The 26381-nt window shown below is 64.2% G+C and carries 28 protein-coding genes; 12 read left to right on the forward strand and 16 right to left on the reverse strand.

The window, feature by feature from the left end:
- The first annotated feature begins 11 nt into the window (after positions 1–11).
- From MKK04_RS23325 to MKK04_RS23340, 4 genes are all read left to right on the forward strand, one after another.
- Positions 12–617 carry an LPS-assembly lipoprotein LptE gene (locus tag MKK04_RS23325; protein WP_241106022.1) on the forward strand — a complete coding sequence of 202 codons (606 nt, stop codon included), beginning with the start codon at positions 12–14 and terminating at the stop codon, positions 615–617.
- A gap of 39 nt (positions 618–656) precedes the next feature.
- On the forward strand, positions 657–1694 hold the full coding sequence (gene holA / locus MKK04_RS23330; protein ID WP_207834266.1) for a DNA polymerase III subunit delta: 1038 nt from the start codon (positions 657–659) through the stop codon (positions 1692–1694).
- 200 nt (positions 1695–1894) lie between these two features.
- Positions 1895–2059: an alternative ribosome rescue factor ArfA gene (gene arfA, locus MKK04_RS23335; RefSeq protein ID WP_025340762.1), complete on the forward strand. Its 165-nt coding sequence runs from the start codon at positions 1895–1897 to the stop codon at positions 2057–2059.
- Between the two features lie 60 nt (positions 2060–2119).
- Positions 2120–3433 carry a lytic murein transglycosylase gene (locus MKK04_RS23340; RefSeq protein ID WP_233687360.1) on the forward strand — a complete coding sequence of 438 codons (1314 nt, stop codon included), beginning with the start codon at positions 2120–2122 and terminating at the stop codon, positions 3431–3433.
- Positions 3434–3553: 120 nt separating this feature from the next.
- Here the strand turns inward: MKK04_RS23340 and MKK04_RS23345 are convergent, their stop codons facing one another.
- The 13 genes from MKK04_RS23345 to MKK04_RS23405 form a co-directional block, all read right to left on the reverse strand.
- Complete coding sequence (locus MKK04_RS23345) at positions 3554–4492, reverse strand: S66 peptidase family protein (RefSeq protein ID WP_241106023.1); 939 nt, start codon at positions 4490–4492, stop codon at positions 3554–3556.
- A gap of 87 nt (positions 4493–4579) precedes the next feature.
- Positions 4580–5596, reverse strand: a complete 1017-nt coding sequence (gene lipA / locus MKK04_RS23350; RefSeq protein WP_233687358.1) for a lipoyl synthase — start codon at positions 5594–5596, stop codon at positions 4580–4582.
- 2 nt (positions 5597–5598) lie between these two features.
- Positions 5599–6246: a lipoyl(octanoyl) transferase LipB gene (gene lipB / locus MKK04_RS23355; protein WP_013974352.1), complete on the reverse strand. Its 648-nt coding sequence runs from the start codon at positions 6244–6246 to the stop codon at positions 5599–5601.
- Entirely contained in the window at positions 6246–6521 is a 276-nt protein-coding gene (locus tag MKK04_RS23360) for a DUF493 domain-containing protein (RefSeq protein WP_003249736.1), read from the reverse strand. The genes lipB and MKK04_RS23360 overlap by 1 nt, the downstream gene beginning before the upstream one ends.
- Positions 6522–6594: 73 nt before the next feature.
- Positions 6595–7755, reverse strand: coding sequence for a D-alanyl-D-alanine carboxypeptidase family protein (locus MKK04_RS23365; protein WP_085625759.1), 1161 nt, complete (start codon positions 7753–7755; stop codon positions 6595–6597).
- A 270-nt stretch (positions 7756–8025) separates the two neighbouring features.
- Complete coding sequence (locus tag MKK04_RS23370; protein ID WP_085625760.1) at positions 8026–9027, reverse strand: septal ring lytic transglycosylase RlpA family protein; 1002 nt, start codon at positions 9025–9027, stop codon at positions 8026–8028.
- Positions 9027–10037, reverse strand: coding sequence for a lytic murein transglycosylase B (gene mltB / locus MKK04_RS23375; RefSeq protein ID WP_233687357.1), 1011 nt, complete (start codon positions 10035–10037; stop codon positions 9027–9029). The genes MKK04_RS23370 and mltB overlap by 1 nt, the downstream gene beginning before the upstream one ends.
- 17 nt (positions 10038–10054) lie before the next feature.
- The gene (gene rodA, locus MKK04_RS23380) at positions 10055–11158 is read right to left on the reverse strand and encodes a rod shape-determining protein RodA (RefSeq protein WP_015271941.1); all 1104 of its coding nucleotides are present in this window, start codon (positions 11156–11158) and stop codon (positions 10055–10057) included.
- 38 nt (positions 11159–11196) lie between these two features.
- Positions 11197–13086, reverse strand: coding sequence for a penicillin-binding protein 2 (gene mrdA, locus MKK04_RS23385; protein WP_207828953.1), 1890 nt, complete (start codon positions 13084–13086; stop codon positions 11197–11199).
- Positions 13087–13102: 16 nt separating this feature from the next.
- Positions 13103–13570, reverse strand: coding sequence for a 23S rRNA (pseudouridine(1915)-N(3))-methyltransferase RlmH (rlmH, locus tag MKK04_RS23390; RefSeq protein WP_003249722.1), 468 nt, complete (start codon positions 13568–13570; stop codon positions 13103–13105).
- Between the two features lie 10 nt (positions 13571–13580).
- Positions 13581–14000 carry a ribosome silencing factor gene (gene rsfS / locus MKK04_RS23395; protein WP_013974359.1) on the reverse strand — a complete coding sequence of 140 codons (420 nt, stop codon included), beginning with the start codon at positions 13998–14000 and terminating at the stop codon, positions 13581–13583.
- 43 nt (positions 14001–14043) lie between these two features.
- Positions 14044–14703, reverse strand: coding sequence for a nicotinate-nucleotide adenylyltransferase (gene nadD / locus MKK04_RS23400; protein WP_207828943.1), 660 nt, complete (start codon positions 14701–14703; stop codon positions 14044–14046).
- 1 nt (position 14704) lies between these two features.
- The gene (locus tag MKK04_RS23405) at positions 14705–15976 is read right to left on the reverse strand and encodes a glutamate-5-semialdehyde dehydrogenase (protein WP_025340770.1); all 1272 of its coding nucleotides are present in this window, start codon (positions 15974–15976) and stop codon (positions 14705–14707) included.
- Between the two features lie 331 nt (positions 15977–16307).
- Between MKK04_RS23405 and MKK04_RS23410 the strand changes: the two genes are divergently transcribed.
- Both MKK04_RS23410 and MKK04_RS23415 read left to right on the forward strand, forming a co-directional pair.
- Positions 16308–16976, forward strand: coding sequence for a DNA-3-methyladenine glycosylase (locus tag MKK04_RS23410; RefSeq protein ID WP_087499517.1), 669 nt, complete (start codon positions 16308–16310; stop codon positions 16974–16976).
- 3 nt (positions 16977–16979) lie between these two features.
- Complete coding sequence (locus tag MKK04_RS23415; RefSeq protein WP_207828941.1) at positions 16980–18296, forward strand: bifunctional DedA family/phosphatase PAP2 family protein; 1317 nt, start codon at positions 16980–16982, stop codon at positions 18294–18296.
- A gap of 126 nt (positions 18297–18422) precedes the next feature.
- Here the strand turns inward: MKK04_RS23415 and MKK04_RS23420 are convergent, their stop codons facing one another.
- From MKK04_RS23420 to MKK04_RS23430, 3 genes are read right to left on the reverse strand one after another with little or no spacing between them, the layout of a single operon-like run.
- Positions 18423–19013, reverse strand: coding sequence for an LON peptidase substrate-binding domain-containing protein (locus MKK04_RS23420; protein WP_207828938.1), 591 nt, complete (start codon positions 19011–19013; stop codon positions 18423–18425).
- A 9-nt stretch (positions 19014–19022) separates the two neighbouring features.
- Entirely contained in the window at positions 19023–19739 is a 717-nt protein-coding gene (locus MKK04_RS23425) for an LrgB family protein (RefSeq protein WP_207828925.1), read from the reverse strand.
- Positions 19736–20098, reverse strand: coding sequence for a CidA/LrgA family protein (locus tag MKK04_RS23430; RefSeq protein ID WP_233687355.1), 363 nt, complete (start codon positions 20096–20098; stop codon positions 19736–19738). The genes MKK04_RS23425 and MKK04_RS23430 overlap by 4 nt, the downstream gene beginning before the upstream one ends.
- Positions 20099–20241: 143 nt before the next feature.
- On the opposite strand from MKK04_RS23430, the gene MKK04_RS23435 reads away from it, so the two are divergent.
- The 6 genes from MKK04_RS23435 to purH all read left to right on the forward strand — a co-directional run bounded on the left by MKK04_RS23435 (position 20242) and on the right by purH (position 26354).
- Positions 20242–20697, forward strand: a complete 456-nt coding sequence (locus MKK04_RS23435) for a MaoC family dehydratase (protein ID WP_233687354.1) — start codon at positions 20242–20244, stop codon at positions 20695–20697.
- Between the two features lie 183 nt (positions 20698–20880).
- Positions 20881–21759 (forward strand): 50S ribosomal protein L11 methyltransferase, encoded by an 879-nt coding sequence (prmA, locus tag MKK04_RS23440; protein WP_207828910.1) that lies wholly within the window; start codon positions 20881–20883, stop codon positions 21757–21759.
- A 42-nt stretch (positions 21760–21801) separates the two neighbouring features.
- Positions 21802–23157 carry a DUF3426 domain-containing protein gene (locus MKK04_RS23445; RefSeq protein ID WP_241106024.1) on the forward strand — a complete coding sequence of 452 codons (1356 nt, stop codon included), beginning with the start codon at positions 21802–21804 and terminating at the stop codon, positions 23155–23157.
- Between the two features lie 177 nt (positions 23158–23334).
- The gene (gene dusB, locus MKK04_RS23450; protein ID WP_241106025.1) at positions 23335–24348 is read left to right on the forward strand and encodes a tRNA dihydrouridine synthase DusB; all 1014 of its coding nucleotides are present in this window, start codon (positions 23335–23337) and stop codon (positions 24346–24348) included.
- The gene (gene fis / locus MKK04_RS23455) at positions 24345–24665 is read left to right on the forward strand and encodes a DNA-binding transcriptional regulator Fis (RefSeq protein WP_012274390.1); all 321 of its coding nucleotides are present in this window, start codon (positions 24345–24347) and stop codon (positions 24663–24665) included. Before dusB ends, fis begins: the two co-directional genes overlap by 4 nt.
- An 81-nt stretch (positions 24666–24746) precedes the next feature.
- On the forward strand, positions 24747–26354 hold the full coding sequence (purH, locus tag MKK04_RS23460; RefSeq protein ID WP_063911866.1) for a bifunctional phosphoribosylaminoimidazolecarboxamide formyltransferase/IMP cyclohydrolase: 1608 nt from the start codon (positions 24747–24749) through the stop codon (positions 26352–26354).
- The last annotated feature ends 27 nt before the right edge of the window (positions 26355–26381 follow it).

Here is a 26381-nt window from a genome sequence, read left to right on the forward strand (position 1 = left end):
GGAGCAACAACATGATCAAACGCAATTTGCTGGTAATCGGCCTGGCGGTCATGCTCAGCGCCTGCGGTTTCCAGCTGCGCGGCACCGGTTCTACCGAGCTTAGCGTGAAGGAAATGGACGTCAGCGCCCGCAACGCCTACGGCCCGACCGTGCTTCAGCTGCGTGAAGTACTGCAGCGTAGCGGCGTCAACGTGCACGCTGGCACACCGTACCGTCTGGTGCTGACCAACGAGCAGGAGCGCGAGCGCTCGGCGACCTACAACAGTGGCAACCGTACCGCCGAGTACGAGCTGACCACCGTGCTGAACTACAGCATCCAGGGCCTGAACAACCTGGAGCTGATGAGCGACAAGCTGGAAGTACGCAAGATCTACGTGCGTGACGGCTCGAACATCACCGGCTCCGAGCAGGAGGCCAACCGCGCCCGTGAAGAAATGCGTCGCGACCTGGTCAACGCCATGGTCGTTCGCCTGCAGATGCTGACCCCGTCCCAGCTGGACGAGCTGCAACGTCAAGCCGACGAGCGTGCCAAGGCCGAAGCCGCTGCGCTGGAGGCCGCACGCCGCCAGCAGGCCGAAACGCCTCAGCAGTCGCCATTGGAAGTACCGGGCAACTAAGCCCGAGCGGGGTACCTTCGGGTACCCCGCCTGTCCCCCATGAAGCTCGCCCCCGCCCAACTCAACAAGCACCTGCAAGGCGCCCTGGCACCAGTCTACGTGGTGAGCGGCGACGACCCGCTGCTGTGCCAGGAAGCCGCCGACGCCATCCGCAACGCCGCACGCCAGCAGGGCTTTGACGAACGCCAGGTATTCAGTGCCGACGCCAACTTCGACTGGGGCACCCTGCTCCAGGCCGGCGCCAGCCTGTCCCTGTTCGCCCAGCGCCGCCTGCTGGAATTGCGCCTGCCCTCGGGCAAGCCCGGTGACAAAGGCGCTGCGGCGCTGATGGAATACTGCGCCAACCCCGCCGAAGACACCCTGCTGCTGATCAGCCTGCCCAAGCTCGACGGCAGTGCGCAGAAGACCAAGTGGGGCAAGGCCCTGATCGAAGGCGCCCACTGCCAGTTCATCCAGATCTGGCCGGTGGATGTGCACCAGCTGCCGCAGTGGATCAATCAGCGCCTGCAGCAGGCCGGCCTGTCGGCACAGCGAGACGCCGTCGACCTGATCGCCGCCCGCGTGGAAGGCAACCTGCTGGCTGCCGCGCAGGAAATCGAAAAGCTCAAGCTGCTCGCCGAGGGCAACCAGATCACCGTGGAAACCGTGCAGGCCGCTGTCGCCGATAGCGCCCGCTTCGATGTCTTCGGCCTGGTAGATGCCATTCTCAATGGCGAGGCCGCGCATGCCCTGCGCATGCTCGATGGCTTGCGCGGTGAAGGCGTGGAGCCACCGGTGATCCTCTGGGCCCTGGCCCGTGAGTTGCGTCAGCTGGCCGGGCTGGCCCAGCAGTTCAGCCAGGGCGTACCGCTGGACAAGGCCTTCAGCCAGGCCCGCCCGCCGGTCTGGGACAAACGCAGGCCACTGGTCAGCAAGGCCCTGCAGCGCCTCTCGGCGCAGCGCTGGGCGCAGTTGCTGCAAGATGCCCAGCGTATCGATGCACAGATCAAGGGCCAGGCCGAGGGCTCGCCCTGGACTGGCCTGGCGCGCTTGTCGCTGCTGATGGCCGGCCAGCGCCTGGCGCTACCCCCCGAGTAATTGGGGCCGCTGTGGGAGCGGGCATGCCCGCGAGTCAGGCGACGCGGTGGATGGCACCGGCTTCGCCGGTGTTCGCGGGCACGCCCGCTCCCACAGGGCTGCAATGCCCCCAACATCTGGACCATAAACACAATCAATTGGCCCCACCCTGCCCCAAGCCCTACAGTGCGCCCGAACCCACCCAACCCGGGAACCCCGCCATGAGCAAGAAGCCGAAAAAGCACGGCCCCAACAAGGCCAAGTCGATCATCGCCCAACCGCTGTTCCGCTGCCGCCAGGAACGACCGAACAAGGGCAAAGGCAGCTACCGCCGCGAAGCCTTCCAATCGAGAGATTGGGAGGCTTCCTACTTTTTGGCAGCATGAAAGCATCGAAAGCGCAGGCATGGTATGGTCGTCACCTGACCTGCAATTCTGGATCTGTGCATGCTTCTCAGTCTTCTCCCCCGCTGGAAAACCCGTCAGCTGATCGCGGCCTCCAGTTTCATCCTGCTCGTGGCTTGCGCAGAAAAGCCCACCGCTGCCGATGCCCTGCCGCTGGCCCCCGCCCAGCCCGCCCCGGTGGTGACCCTGCCCGGCACGACGCCCGACAGCAGCACTGAAATCCAGCCTCTGCAAACCTTCGCGCAATGGCAGGCGGGCTTCCGCCAGCAAGCCCTGCAAGCCGGCATTTCGCAGGACACCTTCGACCGCGCCTTCCTCGGCATCACCCCTGACATGGACGTGATCAAGGCCGATCGCAGCCAGCCGGAGTTCACCCGCCCGGTATGGGAATACCTCGAAGGCGCCCTGTCGCCCCTGCGTGTACGCAACGGCAAGAAACTGCTGGAGCAGAACGCCGAACTGCTGACCCGCATCGAGCAACGCTATGGCGTCGATCGCCAGGTGCTGGTCGCGATATGGGGCATGGAAAGCAACTTCGGCCAGTTCCAGGGCAACAAGTCGGTGATCCGCTCGCTGGCTACCCTGGCCTACGAAGGCCGCCGCCCGCAGTTCGCCCAGGACCAGTTGATCGCCGCGCTGCAGATCATCCAGCATGGCGACATCCAGCCTGAAGCCATGCGCGGCTCGTGGGCCGGCGCCATGGGCCAGACCCAGTTCATCCCGACCACCTACAACACCCATGCCGTGGACTTCGACGGCGATGGCCGCCGCGATATCTGGAACAGCACGGCAGACGCCCTGGCCTCGACCGCGCACTACCTGCAGAGCTCGGGCTGGAAACGTGGTCAGCCGTGGGGCTTCGAGGTACAGGTGCCACCTGGCTTCGATTACTGGCAGGCCGATGGTGCGCTGCGCAAGCCGGTGAGCGAGTGGCTGGCAATGGGCGTGAAACTGCCTGCCGGTACCCAGTTGCCCGTGGGTAGCAACCAGCTGTCTGCCGCCCTGCTGCTGCCAGCGGGCGCGCGTGGCCCGGCGTTCCTGGTGCTGGACAACTTCCGCGCCATCCTCAAGTACAACAACTCGTCGTCCTACGCGCTGGCGGTAAGCCTGCTGGGTGATCGCTTCACGGGCTGGGGCTTCATTGCCGGCAGCTGGCCGAAAGACGACCTGCCGCTCAGCCGCAGCGAGCGCATGGAGCTGCAGAACCTGCTGAACAGCAACGGGCACGAAGCCGGCAATGCCGATGGCATCATTGGTGCCAATACCCGCAAGGCGATCCGCAATGCCCAGCAGGGGCTGGGCTGGCCGGCGGATGGGTATCCGACCCACAAGCTGCTCGAGAGCCTGCGCAAATAGTGGGATTCTGGGGGCGCGTTGCGCCCCTTTCGCGACACAAGGCCGCTCCCACAAGCGATAGCACTTCTCCTGTAGAAGCGGCCTCGTGTCGCGATGGGCTGCAAGGCAGCCCCGACAATCTCAAGCCTGGAAAATATCCTGCTCCAGCATCAGTGTCTGCCGAACACTGTCCAGCCTGACCCGAGCCCCCAAGGGCAAGCACACATTCGGGTCACAATGCCCACTGCGCCACCCGGCCAGTACCGGCACCCCCAGCGGCGCGAAGATATCCTCCAGCAAGGGCGTCAGCGCCGCAGTGGTAATACCGGCAAAGTCCCCCACCAGCACACCCTTCACCCCCTCCAGCTTGCCCGCCAGGCGCAACTGGGTGAGCAAGCGGTCCACCCGGTACAGCGGCTCGTTGACGTCCTCGATGAACAGGATGCAGCCCTGCGTATCCAGCTCGGCAATCGTCCCCAGGGTCGCCCCCAGCATCGACAGGTTGCCGCCCAGCAGCGGCCCGCTGGCAGCCCCATGCAGCAGGCTGCTCAAGGCGAAGTCAGCAGGGTGCACGATCTGCTCCCCTGCCCGAACATGTCCACCCAGCTGCGCCAGCAACGAAGTCTCGGTTGGCGGCAACTTGGCCCCCAGCAGGTCGGCGTTAAGCATCCCGCCATGGAAGGTAAGCAGCCCGGTATGTCGATAGATCGCCGTGTGCAGCGCAGTGATGTCGCTGTAACCGATCAGCGGCTTGGGGTTGCACCGGATCAGTTCGAAATCGAGCTGGTCGAGCAGGCGCATGCTGCCGTACCCCCCACGCATGCACAGAATGGCGTCGATGGCCGGGTCGGCAAAGGCATCATGCAGGTCCTGCAACCGCTGCCGGTCCGGCCCCGCCAGATAGCCCTGGGCCTGAAGGGCACCCGGGTAGATGCGGCAACTGTAGCCTCGATCAACGAACCACTGGTTGACCTTGTGCGTATCCAGCCGCGCCGCGCCCGCCGGAGCGACAATGGCAAAACAGGCCTCACGCGGCAGCGCGGCGGGCAGGCTGGGTTGGAAGGTTTCGGCGCAATTCATCGCGGCTCCTTGCAGCGCGTGTGGCACAAACAAAAATGCCGATGCCGCCCTTCGGCGTGCATCGGCATGCGTGGCTCTGTGCTTGGCTCAGAGCTTGATCTTGGCTTCGTGAGCCTGCTGGTCAGCGTGGTACGAAGAACGCACCAGCGGGCCGGAAGCGACGTTCTTGAAGCCCATCTTGTAACCTTCCTCGGCGAACCAGGCGAAGGTGTCCGGGTGGACGAAACGCTGCACCGGCAGGTGGCTGCGCGACGGCTGCAGGTACTGGCCGAGGGTGAGCATGTCGATATCATGCTCGCGCATGCGGTGCATCACCTCGATCACTTCCTCGTCGGTCTCGCCCAGGCCCAGCATCAGGCCCGATTTGGTCGGTACGTGCGGCACCAGCTGCTTGAACTTCTGCAGCAGGTCCAGCGACCAGTCGTAATCCGAACCCGGGCGCGCGGCCTTGTACAGGCGCGGTACGGTCTCGAGGTTGTGGTTGAACACATCCGGCGGCTCTTGCGCGGTGATCTCCAGGGCAATATCCATGCGCCCACGGTAGTCCGGCACCAGGGTTTCCAGCTGCACGCCCGGCGACAGCGCGCGAATTTCGCGGATGCAATCGGCGAAGTGCTGGGCACCACCGTCACGCAGGTCGTCGCGGTCCACCGAGGTGATTACCACGTACTTCAGGCGCAGGTCGGCGATGGCGATGGCCAGGTTCTTCGGCTCGTCCAGGTCCAGCGGTTTCGGCCGGCCATGACCAACGTCGCAGAACGGGCAACGACGGGTGCAGATGTCACCCATGATCATGAAGGTGGCTGTGCCGCCGGAGAAGCACTCGCCCAGGTTCGGGCAGGAAGCCTCTTCGCACACACTGTGCAGCTTGTGCTTGCGCAGCAGCTGCTTGATGCGGTCTACCTCGGGCGAAACCGGGATACGCACGCGAATCCAGTCGGGCTTTTTCGGCAGCTCGTCGGTAGGGATGATTTTCACCGGGATGCGCGCCACCTTTTCGGCACCACGCAGCTTGACCCCGGTTTCCACCTTCTTCGGCGCTGGGCGCGAGGTGGCTTCCTGGGTAGGTATCAGGTTCGGCACGGCTTCTTGCACAGTTGTCATATTCAGTCGATTCCGCCCGTGAGGGTCGTCTGCTCAGCGTAGTCGAGGTGCTTGACCAGCTGTCCGCGCAGCCTTGTCCTGACCTCGTCGAGTTCGATCGGACCTGCCAGGTCGCGCAGCTGGGTCATCGCCAGCCCCGCATAGCCGCAGGGGTTGATTCGGCGGAATGGCGCAAGGTCCATGTCCACGTTCAGGGCAAGGCCGTGGAACGAACGGCCGTTGCGGATTCGCAGGCCGAGGGAAGCGATTTTCGCTCCATCGACATAGACGCCCGGGGCATCGGGCTTGGCCGCTGCCTGGACATCGTAGCTGGCGAGCAGGTCGATGAGGGTCTGCTCGATACGGCTGACCAGCTCACGCACACCAAAGCCCAGCCGGCGCACATCCAGCAGCAGGTAGGCCACCAGCTGCCCGGGGCCATGGTAGGTTACCTGGCCACCGCGGTCGGTCTGCACCACCGGGATATCACCCGGCACCAGCAGGTGCTCGGCCTTGCCGGCCTGGCCCTGGGTGAAGACCGCGGGGTGCTCGACCAGCCAGACTTCATCCTGGCTGTCCGGGCTGCGCTGCTCGGTGAAGCGACGCATGGCCTCCAGCACCGGTTCGTAGGGCTGCAGGCCAAGCTCGCGAAAACCGAGGCAGGCGGACATCAGAGCACCATTTTCACGATGCCGGTAGCGCGCAGGGCGCTGTTGATATCGTGCAACTGGTTCTCGCTTTCGGCAACGATGTGCAATTGCACGGTGGTGTACTTGCCTTCCTTGCTCTGGCGCTCGGCCAGCGTGGAAAGGTCGACCTTGGCGTGCTTGCTGAGGATCTCGATCACCGTGTCCTTGAAGCCGACAACGGTGTCACCGATGACCTTGATCGGGTAATCGTCGCAGGGGAATTCGATCTTGTGCGACTTGACGTCTGGTTCGCTCATGGCGGAAACGGCCTCGTAAGCCGTGGCAACAACAACGCCCCCGCGGCATACGCGGGGGCATGCAGGTCACGTATCAGTTGAACAACCCGTAGAAGAATAGGCGGATGCTATCCCACATACGGCGGAAGAAACCACCTTCCTCGACGCCATCGAGGGCGATCAGGTCGGCGCTGTGAACCACTTTCTCGTCCAGTTTGACTTCCACTTTGCCGATCACGTCACCTTTGGCGATTGGCGCGGTGAGCTGCGGGTTCATGGTCATCGAAGCTTGCAGGCGCTTCAATTGGCCTTTAGGCATAGTCAGGGTCAGGTCGTTGGCCAGGCCCGCCTTCACTTCGCCGGTGACGCCCTTCCAGACCGGCGACTTGGTCAGCTCGGTGCCCTTCTGGTAGAAGGTCTGGGTTTCGAAGAAGCGGAAGCCATAGGTCAGCAGCTTCTGGGTCTCGGCAGCACGCGACTGCTCGCTGTTGGTGCCGAACACCACGGCGATCAGGCGCTGGCCATCGCGAACGGCCGAAGCCACCATGCAGTAGCCGGCTTCGTCGGTGTGGCCGGTCTTCAGGCCGTCGACGGTCTTGTCACGCCACAGCAGCAGGTTGCGGTTTGGCTGCTTGATGTTGTTCCAGAAGAACTCTTTCTGCGAGTAGATGGCGTAGTGGGCCGGGTCGACGTTGATGATCGCACGGGCCAGGGTAGCCATGTCGTGGGCCGACGAGTAATGATCCGGGTGCGGCAGGCCGGTCGGGTTCATGAAGTGGCTGTTGGCCATGCCCAGGTCGGCAGCGGTCTTGTTCATCATGTCGGCGAAGGCGTCTTCGCTGCCGGCGATGTGCTCGGCCAGGGCGACCGAGGCGTCGTTGCCGGACTGGATGATGATGCCGTGCAGCAGGTCGCTGACGGTCACCTGGCTGCCCACCTTGATGAACATCCGCGAACCGCCGGTACGCCAGGCGTTTTCGCTGACGGTAACCGGGTCGTTTTCACCGATCTGGCCGCGGCGGATGTCCAGGGTGGCGATATAGGCGGTCATCAGCTTGGTCAGGCTGGCCGGCGGCAGGCGCTCGTCACCGTTGTTCTCGACCAGCACGTTGCCGCTGGACGCGTCCATGAGTACGTAGGACTTGGCTGCCAGTTGCGGTGGTGCCGGCGTCATCTGCTCAGCCGCGAAGGCGGCAGGCGTGATCATCAGCAGTACGGGCAGGCAAAGTCGTTTGGCAAGGTTGGTGATGTTCATCCGTCTCTCGAAAATCGCTAATGGTCTGATGTTCCCTGGGCAAGATCATGTGCCCAGCGCCAGTCAGTCTAGTTTTTGTGGCCGTAGGCCAGGCTCGCAACGTGCGGCTTTATGTCGCTGCGGGCAAAAGCCGATATTGTACATGGCCGCGCCCGGCAATTCATGACAAAACCGACAGTTTGGCATTGCCTTCTTCGCGGGTACGCCCGCTGCCACAGGGTTTCGCATACCCCTATGGCAGCGGGCGCGCCCGCGAAGAAGGCAACACGGTCAGTCAGCTGTGACCAGCTTGGCCTGCCCCAGGTTCGCCAGGCGAATGCTGTCCTGCGCCTGCTGGATCTCGCCCTGGCTGCTGATCGGCCCCAGGCGCACGCGGTGCAGGGTCTGCTGGTTACGCACGATCGAGCTGATGAACACCGGCGCGCTGACCATGCTGCTGAGCTTGGACCGCAGCAGTTCGGCGGCGTCCGGGTTGGCAAAGGCGCCCACCTGCAGGAAGCTGCCGCCACTGCCGGCCGGCACGTTGTTGCCAGCCACCTGTACCGGCACCACTGGCGCCGCATGCTGCTGGGGCGGCGGGGTCCATTGCTCGACGCGCCCGGTACTGGCCGGGATCGCCTGGGTTTGGGCCACCTGCGGCTCTTTCAGCACCATCGGTGGTGTCTGGCCGCGCTGGGCCCACCACTGCTGCGGGTCGATACCCTCGACGCGAACGTGCGCGGTGCCGATCTCGGCATAACCGAGTTTTTTCGCCGCGGCATAGGACAGGTCGATGATACGGTCGGAATAGAACGGCCCACGGTCGTTCACCCGCAGGATCACGCTGCGGCCATTGGCCAGGTTGGTCACCCGCACGTAGGCCGGCAGCGGCAGAGTCTTGTGCGCCGCGCTCATGCCGTAGAGGTCGTACAGCTCGCCATTGGCGGTGTTCTGGCCGTGGAACTTGGTGCCATACCACGACGCGGTGCCCTCGGCGCGGTAGTTGCGCGAGTCCTGCATCGGGTAGTAGGTCTTGCCCAGCACCGTGTACGGGTTGGCCTTGTAGTTGCCGGTGTGCACGGTTGGCGTGGCGTCAGGGATCTTGTTCACATCCACGTCCCACCACGGCGCGCCGTCCTTGTGCGCCCGGTTGATGTCCAGGCCCGGCTGGGCGCGCACCACATTGCCACCGCTTTGCTGGGGCGGGCGGCTGGACGAACAGCTGGCCAGCACCACGCCGACAGCGAGACAGGTGAGCAGCTTGAAAGTGTTGCCAGAGATGATTGCGCGCATTACTTGACGCCCCGTGCTTGAACCAGCTGTTCCGAAAGCTGATGCACCGCCATGGCATACATCACGCTGCGGTTGTAGCGAGTGATCGCGTAGAAGTTCTTCAGGCCCATCCAGTACTCGGGGCCATTGTCGCCCTCGAGACGGAAGGCGGTAACCGGCAGATCATCGCGCAGCGAATCATGGACCGACCAGCCGAGCGCACGCAACTCCCCTACCGTTTTTACCGGCTCGATGCCGGTAGTCAGGCCTTCGTCAACGCGCCCACCGTCCACCCAGGCGCGGCTGACCACGCCTTCGCCGGCCACCCAGCCGTGGCGCTTGAAGTAGCTGGCCACGCTGCCGATGGCATCGTCCGGGTTGTTCCAGATATTGATATGGCCGTCGCCGTCGAAGTCCACCGCAAAGTTGCGGAAGCTGCTAGGCATGAACTGCGGCAGGCCCATGGCACCGGCGTAGGAGCCTTTGAGCGTCAACGGGTCGAGCTGCTCCTCGCGGGCCAGCAGCAGGAACTCGCGCAGCTCCTTGCGGAAAAATTCGGCCCGTGGCGGGTAGTCGAAGCCCAGAGTCGACAACGCATCGATTACCCGGTAGTTGCCGGTGTTGCGGCCAAAGAAGGTTTCCACGCCGATGATCGCGACGATGTATTGCGCCGGCACGCCGTATTCCTGCTCGGCACGGGCCAGCACCGCCTCGTGCTGGCGCCAGAAGTCCACACCGCGGGCGATGCGCGCGTCGGTAATGAACATCGGCCGGTAGTCCTTCCACGGTTTCACCCGTTCGGCCGGGCGCGATATGGCGTCGAGGATCGACTGCTTGCGCTGCACCTCACCGAACACACCCATCAGTTGCTCAGGGGCAAAGCCATAGTCGCGGCTCATTTCGCCAACGAACTGGGCCACCTGTGGCGAACCCTGGTAATCGCCGGCATGGGCCAGCTGTACAGCGCCGAACAGGCCCACCGCGCCGATCCACGGCGCACAACGGGCAGCCCAGTTACGCACTGCTTGCATGAAATTCTTCACCTTATTCAAACCTGCGCGATCCATTTGCGGTGCGTATGGATCGACATCAGAACGCCAAACGCTGACAGCAGCGTCACCAACGAAGTTCCGCCATAGCTGATGAAGGGCAGCGGCACGCCCACCACGGGCAGAAGGCCACTGACCATACCGATATTGACGAACACGTATACAAAGAATGTCATGGTCAGGCTGCCCGCCAGCAGCTTGCCGAACAGGGTCTGCGCCTGGGCGGTGATCATCAGGCCACGGCCGATCAGCAGCAGGTAGACGATCAGCAGCAGGCAGATGCCGACCAGGCCGAATTCCTCGCCGAGCACGGCGATGATGAAGTCGGTGTGGCTTTCCGGCAGGAAGTCCAGGTGCGACTGGGTGCCGAGCAGCCAGCCCTTGCCGAACACGCCGCCCGAGCCGATCGCCGCCTTCGACTGGATGATGTTCCAGCCAGTGCCCAACGGGTCGCTTTCCGGGTCGAGGAAGGTCAGTACCCGCTGCTTCTGGTAGTCGTGCATGACAAAGAACCACATCGCCACCGCCACGGGCACCGCAGCCGCCAGCACGCTGAGGATCCAGCGCCAGCGCAGGCCGCCCATGAACAGCACGAAGGCCCCGGAGGCCAGGATCAGCAGCGCCGTGCCCAGGTCGGGCTGGCGCACGATCAGGATGAACGGCACGCCGATCAGCACCAGGCTGATCGCCACGTGCTTCAGATGCGGCGGCAAGGTGCGCTTGGACAGGTACCAGGCGATGGTCGCCGGCATGATGATCTTCATGAATTCCGAGGGCTGGAAGCGGATCACCCCGGGGATGTTGATCCAGCGCGTGGCGCCCATGGCGTTGTGGCCCATCACGTCCACCACCACCAGCAACAGCACACCGGCCAGGTAGGCCAGCGGCACCCAGCGGGCCATGAAACGTGGCTCCAGCTGGGCGATGATGAACATCGACACCAGGCCGATGCCGAACGAGGTGGCCTGCTTGAGCAGCAGGTCCCAGTTCTTGCCACTGGCCGAATAAAGAACGAACAGGCTGCCGGCCGCGAGGGTCAGCAGAATGATCAGCAAAGGGCCGTCGACATGGATGCGCTGCAGAAAGCTGGCGCGCCGACGCATCACATCCTCGCTGGAGAGCATGCGATCGAAATTGTTCATCACAGGGCTGATTCCTGGGTAACGGTGGCAGGCGCGAACTCGGGCTTGAGCCGGCCGTTTTCGTCGAGCAGCCAGGCGTCCATCACCTGACGCACCACCGGGGCGGCGACGCCCGAGCCGGACTCGCCGTTCTCGACCATCACCGAAACCACGATCCTCGGGGCTTCGGCCGGGGCGAAGGCGACGAACAGGGCGTGGTCGCGATGACGCTCCTGGAGCTTGTTGCGGTCGTACTTCTCGCCCTGCTTGATCGCCACCACCTGGGCGGTACCGCTCTTGCCGGCAATGCGGTACTGCGAGCCAATGGCCGCCTTGCGTGCGGTACCGCGGGCGTTGTGCATCACCTGCTCCATGCCATGGGTGACCTTGGCCCAGTCTGACTTGTCACGCAGCACGATGTTTTCCATGGGGTTGTCGTCCACCGGCGGCTGGCCTTCGATGGTCTTGGCCAGGTGCGGGCGGTTCCACACGCCCTTGTTGGCGATCAAGGCAGTGGCCTGGGCCAGTTGCAGCGGCGTGGCCTGCATGTAGCCCTGGCCGATACCGAGGATCAGGGTTTCGCCGGGGAACCAGGCCTGGCGGCGGGTGGCACGCTTCCATTCGCGCGACGGCATCAGCCCGGCGGACTCCTCGAACATGTCGAGTGCAACCCGCTGGCCGATACCGAACTTGTTCATGTAGCTGGACAGCCGATCGATGCCCATCTTGTGCGCAAGGTCGTAGAAGTAGGTGTCGTTGGAGCGCATGATCGCGGTGTCCAGGTCGACCCAGCCATCGCCCGAGCGGTTCCAGTTACGGTATTTGTGGTCGTAGTTGGGCAACTGATAGTAGCCCGGGTCGAACACCCGGCTGCCAGCATTTACCACGCCGCTGTCCAGGCCGGCGATGGCCACCGCCGGCTTGATGGTCGAGCCTGGCGGGTACAGGCCACGCAACACGCGGTTGAACAGCGGCCGGTCGATCGAATCGCGCAGTTCGGCATAGGCCTTGAAGCCAATGCCGGTGACGAACAGGTTGGGGTCGAAGCTGGGCTGGCTGACCATCGCCAGCACCTCGCCGGTACGCGGGTCGAGTGCCACCACCGCACCACGCCGGCCACCCAGGGCGGCCTCGGCGGCCTCCTGCAGCTTGATGTCCAGGCTCAGCACGATGTCCTTGCCCGGTTTCGGGTCGGTGCGCTTGAGCACCCGCAGCACACGACCGCGGGCATTGGTCTCGACTTCCTCGTAACCCACCTGGCCATGCAGGTCGGCTTCGTAGAAGCGTTCGATGCCGGTCTTGCCGATGTGGTGGGTGCCGCTGTAGTTCACCGGGTCGAGGGTTTTCAGCTCTTTCTCGTTGATCCGCCCTACATACCCCACCGAATGGGCGAAGTGCGCGCCCTGCGGGTAATGGCGCACCAGCTGGGCCACCACTTCCACGCCCGGCAGGCGGAACTGGTTCACCGCCACGCGGGCGATCTGCTCTTCGTTGAGTTCGAACAGGATCGGCACCGGCTCGAACGGCCGGCGGCCCTGGCGCATGCGCTTCTCGAACAGGGCGCGGTCGTCGGGTGTCAGCTCCAGCACTTCGACGATGGTATCCAGCACTTCCTGCCAGTTACCCGCACGTTCGCGGGTCATCGACAGGCTGAAGCTGGGCCGGTTGTCGGCAACGATCACCCCGTTGCGGTCGAAGATCAGCCCGCGGGTCGGCGGGATCGGCTGCACATGCACCCGGTTGTTCTCCGACAGCGTGGAGTGATATTCGTGCTGGATGACCTGCAGGTAGTACAGCCGCGCGATCAGCACGCAAATAAGCAGCATGATCGCCACTGCGCCGACCACGACGCGGTTGCGCACCAGGCGGGCGTCTTTCTCGTGGTCCTTGAGACGGATCGGCTGCGACATCGGACTGCTTACAGGCTCATTTATGGTAAGGATGCCCGGACAACACGGTCCAGGCGCGGTAGATCTGCTCGCCGATGAGTATCCTTACCAATGGGTGCGGCAGGGTCAGCGGCGACAGCGACCAGCGTTGCTCGGCACGCGCACAGACCTCAGGCGCCAGGCCTTCCGGGCCGCCCACCATCAAATTCACCGTGCGCGCATCCAGGCGCCAGCGGTCCAGCTCGGTCGCCAGCTGCTCGGTACTCCAGGGCTTGCCATGGACCTCGAGGGTGACGATGCGTTCCCCTGGCTGAACCTTGCTCAGCATGGCCTCGCCCTCCTGACGAATCAGGCGGGCGACGTCGGCATTCTTGCCACGGGTATTCAGCGGGATTTCCACCAGCTCCAGCGACAGTTCGGCGGGCAGGCGCTTGGCATATTCATGCCAGCCTTCCTCGACCCACTTCGGCATGCGCGAGCCGACCGCGATCAGGCGCAGACGCACAGCGCTTTCCTTATTCCCGGTCCTTGAGCTTGTCGGAGTACTCGTGGGCATGGTCCGGGCTGTGGTGCTTGCCATCGGCGGCACGGCTTTGCTCGGCACCCTGCCACAGGCGCTCCAGGTCGTAGAACTGGCGGGCAGCGGCGGTCATCATGTGCACGATGACGTCGTTCAGGTCCAGCAGCACCCAGTCGCTGTCGCCCTTGCCTTCTTCACCCAGTGGCTGGGCACCCTTGGCCTTGACCGCTTCGCGGACCTTCTCCAGCATCGCGTTGATCTGGCGGTTGGAGGTACCGGTGGCAATGATCATGTAGTCGGTCAGGCTGTGCTTTTCGCGCACGTCGATGACCTGGATGTCCTGGGCCTTGACGTCTTCCAGCGCTGCCTTGGTCAGGGCGACCAGTTCTTCGCCGTGGATTTTCTGCTTGGTCATATAAAACTCGTTCAACTCGTTGGATGAGGCGCCAGAGGCACCGTCAGTTAGGCGCACGATACAGTTCGTGCGCCTCGATGTAGGCCAGTACGGCGTCCGGCACCAGGAACCTCACCGATTTGCCGCTGGCCAGCAGCTGTCGGATCTGTGTAGCCGACACCGCAAGCGGCGTCTGCCAGACGAACGAAATGTTTCCCGCCGGGCCGGACATGGCGGTGGGATCGCTCTCCGAGCGCGCAGCCAGCAGGTTGCGCAGCTCGTCAGGGGGTTCTACGTCGGCATCCGGGCGTTGCAGCACCAGGATGTGACAGTGTTGCAGCAATTCGTCCCAGCGGTGCCAGCTGGGCAGACCACAGAAGGCATCCCAGCCCAGCACCAGGAACAGCTGGTCGTTGGCGGCCAGTTCGGCGCGGATCGATTCCAGCGTATCGATGGTGTACGACGGCTTGTCGCGCGCCAGCTCACGGGCATCCACGCTCAGGCACGGCACACCCTGCACGGCATTTTGCACCATGGCCAGGCGGTCCTGCGCGGCCACCTGCGGGGTGTCGCGGTGCGGCGGCCGGGCATTGGGCAGCAGGCGCAGCTCGTCCAGCCCCATGCACTCGGCCACTTCCAGCGCGCTGCGCAGGTGGCCGATGTGCACGGGGTCGAAGGTGCCGCCTAGAATGCCGATGCGCCGGACTGCCTGTGCCTTGCTCAACTCAGCAGGACTCCTGGCCACGCAGCTGGCCGTCGCCGATCACGACGTACTTCTCGCAGGTCAGGCCTTCCAGGCCGACCGGGCCGCGGGCATGCAGCTTGTCGGTGGAAATGCCGATTTCCGCGCCCAGGCCGTACTCGAAGCCGTCGGCGAAGCAGGTGGGGGTATTGAGCATGACCGACGCCGAGTCGACCTCGGCCATGAACTGGCGGGCTTCACCCTGGTGTTCGCTGATGATCGAGTCGGTATGGTGCGAGCCATAGTGGTTGATGTGCTCGATGGCCTGGTCCAGCCCGTCGACCACGCGGATCGACAGGATCGCGTCCAGGTACTCGGTGTGCCAGTCGGCCTCGGTGGCGGGCTTGGCGTCGATGATGGCCCGGGTGCGCTCGCAGCCACGCAGCTCGACGCCCTTCTCCTGGAAGCGGCGGGCCATTTCCGGCAGGAAGCGCTCGGCCACCTGCTGGTCGACCAGCAGCGTTTCCATGGCGCCACAGATGCCATAGCGGTAGGTCTTGGCGTTGAATGCCACGCGCCAGGCCTTGTCCAGGTCGGCGTGCTGGCTGACGTAGACGTGGCAGATACCGTCCAGGTGCTTGATCACCGGCACGCGGGCATCGCGGCTGATGCGTTCGATCAGGCCACGGCCACCGCGCGGCACGATGACGTCGACGAATTCCGGCATGCTGATCAGCGCGCCCACGGCTTCGCGGTCGGTGGTCTCGACCACCTGCACCACAGCTGCCGGCAGGCCGGCGGCGGCCAGGCCACGCTGGATGCAGGTGGCGATGGCGCGGTTGGAGTGAATGGCTTCGGAGCCACCACGCAGGATGGTCGCGTTACCCGACTTCAGGCACAGGCTGGCGGCATCGATGGTCACGTTCGGGCGCGACTCGTAGATGATCCCGATCACCCCCAGCGGCGTGCGCATCTTGCCGACCTGGATACCCGATGGGCGGTAGCTCATGTCGCGGATGGCACCGACCGGGTCCGGCAGACTGGCCACCTGGCGCAGCCCGGTGATCATGCCGTCGATACGCGCCGGGGTCAGCGCCAGGCGGTCGAGCAGCGCCGGCTCCAGGCCGTTGGCACGGCCGGCGGCCAGGTCCAGCTCGTTGGCGGCGGTCAGCTCGGCACGAGCGGCGTCCAGTGCGTCGGCAGCGGCTTGCAGGGCGCGGTTCTTCTGCGCGGTGCTGGCACGGCCGATCACCCGGGAAGCTTCACGGGCAGCGCGACCCAGGCGGGTCATATAGTCAAGAACGGACTCAGTCATGGGTTCGGTGTCTTGGCGAAGGGGAAATCGGCTGATTATAACTGCCGCGCAGGTGTACGCCCAGCGGCGGGTGGCGGATGGTAGAAAATGGCTGGGGGCATTGCGCAGGAAAGATGTAACCGGGGTTATCGAAATTTCTATCTCCTGTTATGGCCCTTTCGCGGGTAAACCCGCTCCCACAGGGATTGCACAAGGCCTGAGACCTCCAGAATTCCCGTGGGAGCGGGTTTACCCGCGAAGAGGCCGGCACTGCAACACTCACACTCGATTCAGCCTCGATTAAGCCATTCATTGCTATCATCCCCGCCTTCCCAGCCACGAACCGCCCCGCATGCCAGCCCTGCCCGACAGCTTTTTCGACCGCGACGCCCAGACCCTGGCCAAGGCCCTGCTGGGCAAGGTCATTCGCCATCGCCACGGCGACCTGTGGCTGGCCGCGCGCATCATCGAGACCGAGGCCTACTACCTCACCGACAAAGGCAGCCACGCCTCGCTCGGCTACACCGAAAAACGCAAGGCGCTGTTCCTCGATGGCGGGCACATCTATATGTACTACGCACGCGGCGGCGACTCGCTGAACTTCAGCGCCCACGGGCCGGGCAACGCGGTGCTGATCAAGTCCGCCTATCCTTGGCAGGACGCCCGCTCGGGGCCGGACAGCCTGGCGCAGATGCAGCTGAACAACCCCGATGCCAGCGGCAACCTCCGCCCGGCCGAGCGCCTGTGCGCCGGCCAGACCTTGCTGTGCCGGGCCCTGGGCCTGAAGGTGCCGCACTGGGATGCCCAGCGTTTCGATGCCGAGCGCCTGTACGTGGAGGATTGCGGCAACGCCGTGCCACGGGTGATTCAGGCCGCCCGCCTGGGCATCCCGCATGGCCGCGACGAGCACCTGCCCTACCGTTTCGTCGATGCCGAATACGCCCGCTTCTGCACGCGGAACCCGTTACGCCGCGGCCAAGTCGAAGGCCGCGACTTCTTCATTCTCGAACAAGGAAGCTGAACCATGGGCCAATGGCTCGACAGCCTGACCGGCTGGCTCAGCGCCAACCCGCAGTGGCTTGGCCTGGCGATTTTCCTGGTGGCCTGCATCGAATGCCTGGCCATTGCCGGCATTATCGTGCCAGGCACCGTGCTGCTGTTCGCCGTCGCGGTACTGGCCGGCAGCGGCGCCTTCAGCCTGGGCGAAACACTGCTGCTGGGCTTTCTCGGTGGCCTGGTGGGCGATGCCTTGTCGTACACGGTGGGCAAGTACTTCCACCAGAACATCCGCCGCCTGCCGCTGCTACGTCATCATCCGGAATGGATCGGCAGCGCTGAGGCCTATTTCCAGCGCTATGGCATCGCCAGCCTGCTGGTAGGGCGCTTCATCGGGCCGCTGCGGCCGATGCTGCCGATGGTCGCCGGCATGTTCGACATGCCGCTGCCACGCTTCATCGCCGTCAGCCTGGTGGCCGGTGCCGGCTGGGCGGTGGCCTACCTGCTGCCCGGCTGGGCTACCGGCGCGGCCATGCGCCTGCCCTTGCCGGAAGGCTTCTGGCTGGATGCCGGGATCATCGCCGGCACCCTGGCGGTCATCATCGGGCTGAGCCTGAACACCAGCCTCCGCGATCAACGCCACGGCACCCGACTGATTGCCGGCATGGCTGGCGTCGCCCTGGCCGGAGTCTTCCTCGGCTGGCCCTACCTGCACGAATTCGACCAGGGCGTGATGACTCTGGTGCAGGAGCACCGCAGCCAGGCCATCGATGGTGCTGTGGTGCTGGTGACCCGGCTGGGCGATTTCCGCACCCAGCTGTTCCTCGGCGGCCTGCTGACAGGCCTGCTGCTGCTTGCCCGGCAATGGCGACATGCCATGTTCGCTGCGGGCGCACTGATGGGGACGGCGCTTGCCAACGGTACACTGAAATGGCTGTTTGCCCGGGCCCGGCCGGAAGTGCTGAGCGACCCGTTGACCAGTTACAGCATGCCGAGCGGGCACAGTTCGGCGTCATTTGCGTTCTTCCTGGTAATGGCGGTGCTGGCCGGACGCGGGCAGCCGCCGCGGATGCGCCTGACCTGGGTGATGCTGGGCTGCATTCCGGCACTGGCGATTGCCCTGTCACGGGTGTACCTGGGGGCGCACTGGCCGACCGACATCCTCGCCGGGGCTTTGCTGGCGTGCTGTGTGTGCGCGCTCAGCCTGACACTGGTGCAGCGTCATCAGACCCTGCCGGCCTTGCCGCTGCGGGTGTGGTGGCTGGTGTTGCCGGCGTGTGTCGCGTTGCTGACCTTCTTTGCCCTGCATGCGTTGCCGCAGGCTTTGCTGCGGTATCAATATTGATGTCGCCTGTACCGGCCTCTTCGCGGGTAAATCCGCCCCACAGAGATAGCGTCGCTCTCAAGCCCGATGCAGTACCTGTGGGAGCGGGTTCACCCGCGAAGAGGCCGGTATAGGCAACGCAGCACTTCAGGCAAACAGCTCGCCCTGAATCCGCTCCAGCAGCTTCTGGATTTCCCCCAACCGCTCCTGCGGCGAGTCGAGGCTCAGCAAATCCAGCTTGTCCTCTTCCATGAACGGCAGCAGGTACGCCAACTGATTGGACAACGCCTGGCGCCCATCCACCGGGCGCGGCATGTCCAGCGCTTCGACCATGGGGTGCTCGCCCAGGGCCACCAGCAACGCCAGCAGGTCTTCGTCCGCCTCGAGCAACGGGCTGTCCGCCTGCTCCGGCAACCATTGCACCTGCCCCACCAGCAGCTGGTCCTTTTGCACTTCGGTGCTTTCCAGGTTGAAGCGCCGCACACCTTCCACGCGGATACCCAGCAAGCCGTTATCCTGCTGCACGAAATCGCGGATCACCGCCTCGCAGCCGATCGAGGCGACCACCGGCGGTGCCTTGCCAACCTGCTCGCCTTCCAGGATGCACACCACACCAAAACCTTCGCCCCGCTTCATGCAGCGCCCGATCATGTCCAGGTAGCGCGCCTCGAAAATCTGCAAATCGAGGAAACAACCAGGAAACAGCACGGTATTGAGGGGAAACAGCGGTAGCGTCATCACAAGTCCTCAAGCCACCAGGCTGACCGCCAGCGGCAGGAACACCGCCGTGGCCACCCCCATCAGGCTCATCGCCAGCGCGGCAAAGGCGCCGCATTCGTCACTTTCCTGCAGGGCCACTGAAGTGCCCACCGCGTGCGCCGTCACGCCCAGCGACATGCCGCGCGCCTCGGGGCTATGCACGCCAAAGCGGCTCAGCAGCGCCGGGCCGAAGATTGCCCCGATCACCCCGGTAATCAGCACGAACACCGCCGCCAGGGCCGCCACGCCACCAATCTGCTCGGCCACCAGCATGGCGATCGGCGAGGTCACCGACTTCGGCGCCATGGTCATCAGGATCATGTGCTCGGCACCGAACCACCAGCCCAGCAACAGGCAGAACAGCGTGGCGAACAGGCCTCCGACTACCAGCGTAGTAAATGTGGGCCAGAACAGCTGCCGGATACGCCGCAGGTTGAGGTAGAGCGGCACGGCCAGGGCCACGGTGGCAGGCCCTAGCAGGATGTTCATGATTCCGGTGCTCTTGCGGTACTCGCTGTAGTCAATGCCACACACCAGCAACACGCCGATCACCAGCAACATCGATACCAGTACCGGCTGCAGGAAGATCCAGCGGGTCTTCTCGTAGGCCGCCAGCACCAACTGGTAGGCCCCAAGCGTGATGCCGATACCGAACAAGGGATGATGAACGACCGCATCCAGCGCGCCTTGCCAGTCAAGCATCATGGCTGCTCCTCGCGCCGGCCTTGGCGGTGGATGAGCTTTTGCATCAACACGCCGACGAACACCAGGGTCACCAGGCAGGAGATCAGCAAGGCACCGGCAATGGCCCAGAAGTCGGCAGCAATGTCCTTGGCATACACCATCACCCCCACCGCCGGCGGCACCAGCAATAACGGCAGGTAACGCAGCAGGCTGCTGGCGGCCTCGTTCAGCGGCTTGCCGACCTCACCACGGGCCATGAGGAAGGACAACAGCAGCAACAGGCCAATGATCGGCCCCGGCAGAAACGGCACCAACAGGTGATTGATTGCCGTCCCCAGCAGCTGGAACAGCACCAGCCAAGTCAAACCACGCAGTAGCATAAGCATCTCCCTTGGGCATGGCCGCCATTATAAGCACGTGCCGCGATATACCGATATTCGTCGAAAAGCTGGCAACTTGACTGAAACGGCTCTCCATGCTGATCTTGCACTTTCGTACCAACTGAAAACCTGGAGAGTCCGCGATGCCCTATGTACCGGTTACAGAGCTTTCGCAGTACGTTGGTAAGGAACTGGGCCGCTCGGCCTGGCTGAAGATCGACCAGCAGCGCATCAACCTGTTCGCCGAAGCCACGGGCGATTTCCAGTTCATCCACGTCGACCCGGAAAAGGCGGCGAAAACCCCGTTTGGCAGCACGATCGCCCACGGTTTCCTGACGTTGTCACTGATCCCCAAGCTGATCGAGGACATCCTGATCCTGCCGGAGGGGCTGAAGATGGTGGTGAACTACGGGCTGGACAGCGTGCGATTCATCCAGCCGGTCAAGGTCGACAGCCAGGTGCGGCTGAAGGTGGACCTGGCCGAGGTGACGGAGAAAAGGCCGGGGCAATGGCTGCTCAAGGCGATTGCCACGCTGGAGATCGACGGTGAAGAGAAGCCTGCCTACATAGCCGAGTCGCTTTCCCTCTGCTTTGTCTGATTGAGCCATTCGCGGGCACGCCCGCTCCCACAGAGTACGCGCAAATACCTGTGGGAGCGGGCGTGCCCGCGAAGAAGCCGGTACGGTGTTCCGGCGTCCTCTACAAACCCACCGCACTCGCGTAAACTGCCAGCCTTCGCGCAGCCTAGGGCTGCCCCTGTCGATTTACCAAAGGTGCCCGCCATGCCCTGGCTGCAAGTACGCCTGGCCATCAGCCCGGAACAAGCCGAAACCTACGAAGATGCCCTGCTGGAAGTGGGTGCCGTCTCGGTCACGTTCATGGACGCCGAGGATCAACCGATCTTCGAACCAGACCTCAACACCACTCCGCTGTGGTCGCACACCCACCTGCTGGCCCTGTTCGAGGCCGATGCCGTGCCCGAGCAGGTGTTCTCCCACCTGCGCCTGCTGACCGGCGCCGAGCTGCCCGAACACCAGGCCGAGGTGATCGAGGACCAGGACTGGGAACGCAGCTGGATGGACAACTTCCAGCCGATGCGCTTCGGCCGCCGCCTGTGGATCGTGCCCAGCTGGCACGAGGCCCCGGAACAGGACGCGGTAAACCTGCTGCTCGACCCGGGCCTGGCGTTCGGCACTGGCACCCACCCCACCACCGCCCTGTGCCTGGAATGGCTCGACGGCCAGCAGCTCGAAGGCACCCAGGTGCTGGACTTCGGCTGCGGCTCGGGCATTCTGGCCATTGCCGCGCTGCTGCTGGGCGCCCGTGAGGCGGTCGGTACCGACATCGATGTGCAGGCCATCGAGGCTTCGCGCGACAACGCCCAGCGCAACGGCATCGCCGACGAGAAGCTGGCGCTGTACCTGCCCGAGCACATGCCGGCCATGCAGGCCGATGTGCTGGTCGCCAACATCCTCGCCGGCCCGCTGGTGTCGCTGGCACCGCAACTGTCCGGCCTGGTCCGCCCAGGGGGCTTGCTGGCACTGTCGGGCATTCTCGCCGAGCAGGGTGAGGAAGTGGCCGCGGCCTATGCCGCCGACTTCGAGCTGGACCCGATCGTCGTGCGCGACGGCTGGGTACGCATCAGTGGTCGCCGCCGTTAAGCGGGCCTAGAATATGTCTCTGCACAGCTCCCGGATCGCCGCATGACCGACAGTTTCGTCACCCAGTGCCCGCATTGCCAGACCAGCTTTCGCGTCACCCACCACCAATTGAGCGTGGCCCGTGGTGTGGTGCGCTGCGGCCACTGCCTGCAGGTGTTCAACGCCGCCAGGCAGTTGCTGGAACAGAGCCGTCCCGGGGCGGCCGGCACACCTGTGGTGCCAGCACCGGTACCTGCGGAACCTGACAAACCGGTGGTCGAGCCAGCAGCCGCCCCTGAGCCTGCCAGCAGCGAGCGCAGCTTCAACCCTGACGAGGACTGGGCGCTCACGACCCAGGCGCTGGACGCCCTTGACCTCGACAAGGAGCTGGAGCGCCTGGAGCGTCGCAGCCAAACGGCCCCGGCACGCCCGGCCAACCAGGATGACGGGCTGCAGGCACGGCGCGACGAGTTGCAGCCGGACGAGCATGTCGATGACTTGTTCGGCACGGCCACCGACGAGCCTTTCGAGGCACAGAAGGCAGCCGAGCCCGAGCCCGTGCTGCTGCAGGAGCTGGAGCTGGACCTGGAGCCCACCCCCGGCGAGCGCACCGAGCCGACCTTGGGCGGCAACCTGGACCTGGACATCGATGACGAGCCACCGGTACGCCGTGCCGCCGAAATCGATGACCACCCTGAATTCAACGAGCCGCTGCGCGCCAGTGATGACAACGTTCCGGAGCAGGGCCTGAGCGCCCGCGATGACGAGCCGCTGGAACTGCACCTGTCGGCGCGCGATGACGACCCTGTCGAGCCGCTGCCCGGCGAACGCCTGGAGCCGGGCCTTGCCGGCAAAGCCGAGCGCCCGGCGCGCAAGGAGCCGCTGGTCGATGTGGTCGACGACCCGCTGCAACTGGACTGGGAAAAGCCCGCGCCCAACTGGGGCAAGCGCCTGCTGTGGGGCTTCCTGACCCTGCTCGCTGCTGGCCTGCTGGCATTCCAGTACGTATGGTTCCACTTCGACGAAATGGCCCGCCAGGACCAGTACCGGCCGCTCTTCCAGCAAATCTGCCCGTTGGTCGGTTGCGAGGTGCCGACCCGCGTCGATATCGCCCGAATCAAGAGCAGCAACCTGGTGGTACGCAGCCATCCGGACTTCAAGGGCGCGCTGATCGTCGATGCGATCATCTACAACCGCGCACCGTTCGCCCAGCCGTTCCCGCTGCTGGAGCTGCGCTTTGCCGACCTCAATGGCCAACTGATCGCCAGCCGTCGCTTCAAGCCCAGCGAGTACCTGTCGGGTGAACTGGCCGGGCGTGGCGAGATGCCCAGCCAGACCCCGATCCATATCGCCCTGGACATCCTCGACCCGGGGCCGAAGGCCGTGAATTACAGCCTGAGCTTCCGTTCGCCGGAATAACCACCAACCCTGTGGGAGCGGGCCGCGCAAGGCCCTGGATCCTCGCCCACACCAAATGTCATAAGCCGACAGCTGTTCAGATTTTATCCAAATCCATCTTTATCCGGTCATCGAGAGCGGGTATCATGCCAACCCTTTTTCGAACTCCAAGATTCGGCCCCACAACAGGGATCACCTATGTCGGCGGTACGCATCGGCCCATACACACTACGTAACAACCTGATCCTCGCGCCCATGGCCGGGGTCACGGACCAACCTTTCCGTACGCTTTGCCAGCGCCTGGGCGCCGGCATGGTGGTGTCGGAAATGGTCTCCAGCGACATGAGCCTGTGGAACAGCCGCAAGTCGAGCCTGCGCCGCATCCATGATGGTGATCCCGAGCCACGCTCGGTGCAGATCGCCGGTGGTGATGCACAGATGATGGCAGCGGCGGCACAGGCCAACGTCGAAGCAGGCGCCCAGATCATTGATATCAACATGGGCTGCCCGGCAAAAAAAGTCTGCAACAAAGCCGCAGGCTCTGCTTTATTGAGAGATGAAGCCTTGGTCAGCGAGATCCTCCACGCCGTGGTCGGCGCCGTGGACGTCCCGGTGACCCTGAAGATCCGCACCGGTTGGGACCGGGCGAACAAGAACGGCCTGAACGTGGCGAGGATCGCCGAGCAGGCCGGCATCCAGGCGCTGGCGGTGCATGGCCGCACACGCGCCGACCTGTACACCGGCGAAGCCGAATACGACACCATCGCTGCCATCAAGCAGGCGGTGTCGATCCCGGTTTTTGCCAACGGCGATATCTCCTCGCCAGAAAAAGCCCGGGCGGTGCTGGACGCCACCGGGGTCGATGGCCTGTTGATCGGCCGGGCCGCCCAGGGGCGGCCATGGATCTTTCGCGAGATCGAGCATTACCTGCGCACTGGTGAACACCTGCCAGCGCCGCAGCTGGACGAAGTGGAACGCATCCTGCTGGAACATCTGGCCGCGCTGCATGCCTTCTATGGCGATGTGATGGGCGTACGTATCGCCCGCAAGCACGTTGGCTGGTATCTGGCAACACGACCCGGCGGCAAGGAGTTTCGCTCCCGGTTCAACGCTTTGGAAGACACACAAGCGCAGTGCGCCAACGTTCGCGCGTTTTTCAGCGAACGTCGACAGAGCCTTGAGACAGAGGACGGACAAGGGGTGGCCGCATGACGATGATGACCGAGACATTTGTGAGTGGAACAACGCCCGTGAGCGACAACGCCAACCTGAAACAGCACCTCAATACGCCGAGCGAAGAGGGCCAGACCCTTCGCGACAGCGTCGAGAAGGCGCTGCACAACTACTTCGCCCACCTGGAAGGCGCGACCGTGACGGACGTGTACAACCTGGTGCTCTCCGAAGTCGAGGCGCCCCTGCTCGAAAGCGTGATGAACTACGTGAAGGGCAACCAGACCAAGGCCAGCGAGATGCTCGGGCTGAACCGAGGCACCCTGCGCAAGAAGCTCAAGCAGTACGATTTGTTGTAAGCCAGAATCCCAACCAGAAAAGGCGGCTCCCTGAACAGAGGCGCCTTTTTTGCTGACTCCACCGCGTTATTGGAACCCGAAATGACCGACCAGACTACCCGCCTGCCAGTCCGCCGCGCCCTGATCAGCGTCTCCGACAAGACCGGTATCCTCGAATTCGCCCGTGAGCTGCAGCAGCTCGGTGTCGAGATCCTGTCCACCGGCGGCACCTACAAGCTGCTCAAGGACAACGGCGTCAACGCGGTGGAAGTGGCCGACTACACCGGCTTCGCCGAAATGATGGATGGCCGGGTCAAGACCCTGCACCCGAAAATCCACGGTGGCATCCTCGGCCGCCGCGGCACCGACGACGCCATCATGAACGAGCACGGCATCAAGCCGATCGACCTGGTAGCGGTCAACCTGTACCCGTTCGAAGCGACCATTTCCAAACCTGGCTGTGACCTGCCGACCGCCATCGAGAACATCGACATCGGCGGCCCGACCATGGTCCGTTCGGCTGCCAAGAACCACAAGGACGTGGCCATCGTGGTCAACGCCAGCGACTACGCCGGCATCGTCGAAGGCCTCAAGGCCGGCGGCCTGACCTACGCCCAGCGCTTCGACCTGATGCTCAAGGCGTTCGAGCACACCGCTGCCTACGACGGCATGATCGCCAACTACATGGGCACCATCGACCAGGCCAAAGAGACCCTGAGCACTGAAGGCCGCAGCGAATTCCCGCGCACCTTCAACAGCCAGTTCGTCAAGGCCCAGGAAATGCGCTACGGCGAGAACCCGCACCAGAGCGCGGCGTTCTACGTAGAAGCGAAAAAAGGCGAAGCCAGCGTTTCCACCGCCATCCAGCTGCAGGGCAAGGAACTGTCGTTCAACAACGTGGCCGACACCGACGCCGCACTGGAGTGCGTGAAGAGCTTCGTCAAGCCGGCCTGCGTCATCGTCAAGCACGCCAACCCGTGCGGCGTGGCCGTGGTGCCTGAAGACGAAGGCGGCATCCGCAAGGCCTACGACCTGGCCTACGCCACCGACACCGAGTCGGCGTTCGGCGGCATCATCGCCTTCAACCGCGAGCTGGACGGCGAAACCGCCAAGGCCATCGTCGACCGCCAGTTCGTCGAAGTGATCATCGCGCCGAAAATCTCCCAGGCTGCCCGCGACGTGGTTGCCGCCAAGCAGAACGTACGCCTGCTGGAATGCGGCGAGTGGCCAGCCGAGCGCGCTGCCGGTTGGGACTTCAAGCGCGTCAACGGTGGCCTGCTGGTGCAGAGCCGCGATATCGGCATGATCACTGCCGATGACCTGAAGATCGTCACCAAGCGTGCACCGACCGAGCAAGAGATCCACGACCTGGTATTTGCCTGGAAAGTGGCCAAGTTCGTCAAGTCCAATGCCATTGTCTACGCCAAGCAGCGCCAGACCATCGGCGTCGGCGCCGGCCAGATGAGCCGCGTCAACTCCGCACGCATTGCTGCAATCAAGGCCGAGCATGCCGGCCTGCAGGTGCAGGGCGCAGTCATGGCATCGGATGCGTTCTTCCCGTTCCGTGATGGCATCGACAATGCGGCTAAAGTGGGTATCAGCGCCGTGATCCAGCCAGGTGGTTCGATGCGTGATGCCGAGGTCATCGCCGCTGCCGACGAGGCAGGTATCGCGATGGTCTTCACCGGTATGCGCCACTTCCGCCACTAATCAAGATGGCCGGCCGATCCTCGGCCC

It is taken from the genome of Pseudomonas sp. LS.1a (genome assembly GCF_022533585.1).
Lineage (GTDB): Bacteria > Pseudomonadota > Gammaproteobacteria > Pseudomonadales > Pseudomonadaceae > Aquipseudomonas.

What these genes read in the sequence shown, in the direction of transcription:
- holA (WP_207834266.1), top strand. Translation starts at nt 657, where the DNA reads ATGAAGCTCGCCCCCGCCCAACTCAACAAGCACCTGCAAGGCGCCCTG.
- MKK04_RS23445 (WP_241106024.1), top strand. Translation starts at nt 21,802, where the DNA reads ATGACCGACAGTTTCGTCACCCAGTGCCCGCATTGCCAGACCAGCTTT.
- mltB (WP_233687357.1), bottom strand. Translation starts at nt 10,037, where the DNA reads ATGCAAGCAGTGCGTAACTGGGCTGCCCGTTGTGCGCCGTGGATCGGC.
- MKK04_RS23345 (WP_241106023.1), bottom strand. Translation starts at nt 4,492, where the DNA reads ATGAATTGCGCCGAAACCTTCCAACCCAGCCTGCCCGCCGCGCTGCCG.
- lipB (WP_013974352.1), bottom strand. Translation starts at nt 6,246, where the DNA reads ATGTCCGCCTGCCTCGGTTTTCGCGAGCTTGGCCTGCAGCCCTACGAA.
- MKK04_RS23415 (WP_207828941.1), top strand. Translation starts at nt 16,980, where the DNA reads ATGGGCCAATGGCTCGACAGCCTGACCGGCTGGCTCAGCGCCAACCCG.
- dusB (WP_241106025.1), top strand. Translation starts at nt 23,335, where the DNA reads ATGTCGGCGGTACGCATCGGCCCATACACACTACGTAACAACCTGATC.
- MKK04_RS23360 (WP_003249736.1), bottom strand. Translation starts at nt 6,521, where the DNA reads ATGAGCGAACCAGACGTCAAGTCGCACAAGATCGAATTCCCCTGCGAC.
- purH (WP_063911866.1), top strand. Translation starts at nt 24,747, where the DNA reads ATGACCGACCAGACTACCCGCCTGCCAGTCCGCCGCGCCCTGATCAGC.
- MKK04_RS23325 (WP_241106022.1), top strand. Translation starts at nt 12, where the DNA reads ATGATCAAACGCAATTTGCTGGTAATCGGCCTGGCGGTCATGCTCAGC.
- rsfS (WP_013974359.1), bottom strand. Translation starts at nt 14,000, where the DNA reads ATGACCAAGCAGAAAATCCACGGCGAAGAACTGGTCGCCCTGACCAAG.
- mrdA (WP_207828953.1), bottom strand. Translation starts at nt 13,086, where the DNA reads ATGTCGCAGCCGATCCGTCTCAAGGACCACGAGAAAGACGCCCGCCTG.
- rodA (WP_015271941.1), bottom strand. Translation starts at nt 11,158, where the DNA reads ATGCGTCGGCGCGCCAGCTTTCTGCAGCGCATCCATGTCGACGGCCCT.
- MKK04_RS23420 (WP_207828938.1), bottom strand. Translation starts at nt 19,013, where the DNA reads ATGACGCTACCGCTGTTTCCCCTCAATACCGTGCTGTTTCCTGGTTGT.
- arfA (WP_025340762.1), top strand. Translation starts at nt 1,895, where the DNA reads ATGAGCAAGAAGCCGAAAAAGCACGGCCCCAACAAGGCCAAGTCGATC.
- prmA (WP_207828910.1), top strand. Translation starts at nt 20,881, where the DNA reads ATGCCCTGGCTGCAAGTACGCCTGGCCATCAGCCCGGAACAAGCCGAA.
- MKK04_RS23425 (WP_207828925.1), bottom strand. Translation starts at nt 19,739, where the DNA reads ATGATGCTTGACTGGCAAGGCGCGCTGGATGCGGTCGTTCATCATCCC.
- fis (WP_012274390.1), top strand. Translation starts at nt 24,345, where the DNA reads ATGACGATGATGACCGAGACATTTGTGAGTGGAACAACGCCCGTGAGC.
- MKK04_RS23435 (WP_233687354.1), top strand. Translation starts at nt 20,242, where the DNA reads ATGCCCTATGTACCGGTTACAGAGCTTTCGCAGTACGTTGGTAAGGAA.
- MKK04_RS23340 (WP_233687360.1), top strand. Translation starts at nt 2,120, where the DNA reads ATGCTTCTCAGTCTTCTCCCCCGCTGGAAAACCCGTCAGCTGATCGCG.
- MKK04_RS23370 (WP_085625760.1), bottom strand. Translation starts at nt 9,027, where the DNA reads ATGCGCGCAATCATCTCTGGCAACACTTTCAAGCTGCTCACCTGTCTC.
- MKK04_RS23430 (WP_233687355.1), bottom strand. Translation starts at nt 20,098, where the DNA reads ATGCTACTGCGTGGTTTGACTTGGCTGGTGCTGTTCCAGCTGCTGGGG.
- MKK04_RS23410 (WP_087499517.1), top strand. Translation starts at nt 16,308, where the DNA reads ATGCCAGCCCTGCCCGACAGCTTTTTCGACCGCGACGCCCAGACCCTG.
- lipA (WP_233687358.1), bottom strand. Translation starts at nt 5,596, where the DNA reads ATGACAACTGTGCAAGAAGCCGTGCCGAACCTGATACCTACCCAGGAA.
- MKK04_RS23365 (WP_085625759.1), bottom strand. Translation starts at nt 7,755, where the DNA reads ATGAACATCACCAACCTTGCCAAACGACTTTGCCTGCCCGTACTGCTG.
- MKK04_RS23405 (WP_025340770.1), bottom strand. Translation starts at nt 15,976, where the DNA reads ATGACTGAGTCCGTTCTTGACTATATGACCCGCCTGGGTCGCGCTGCC.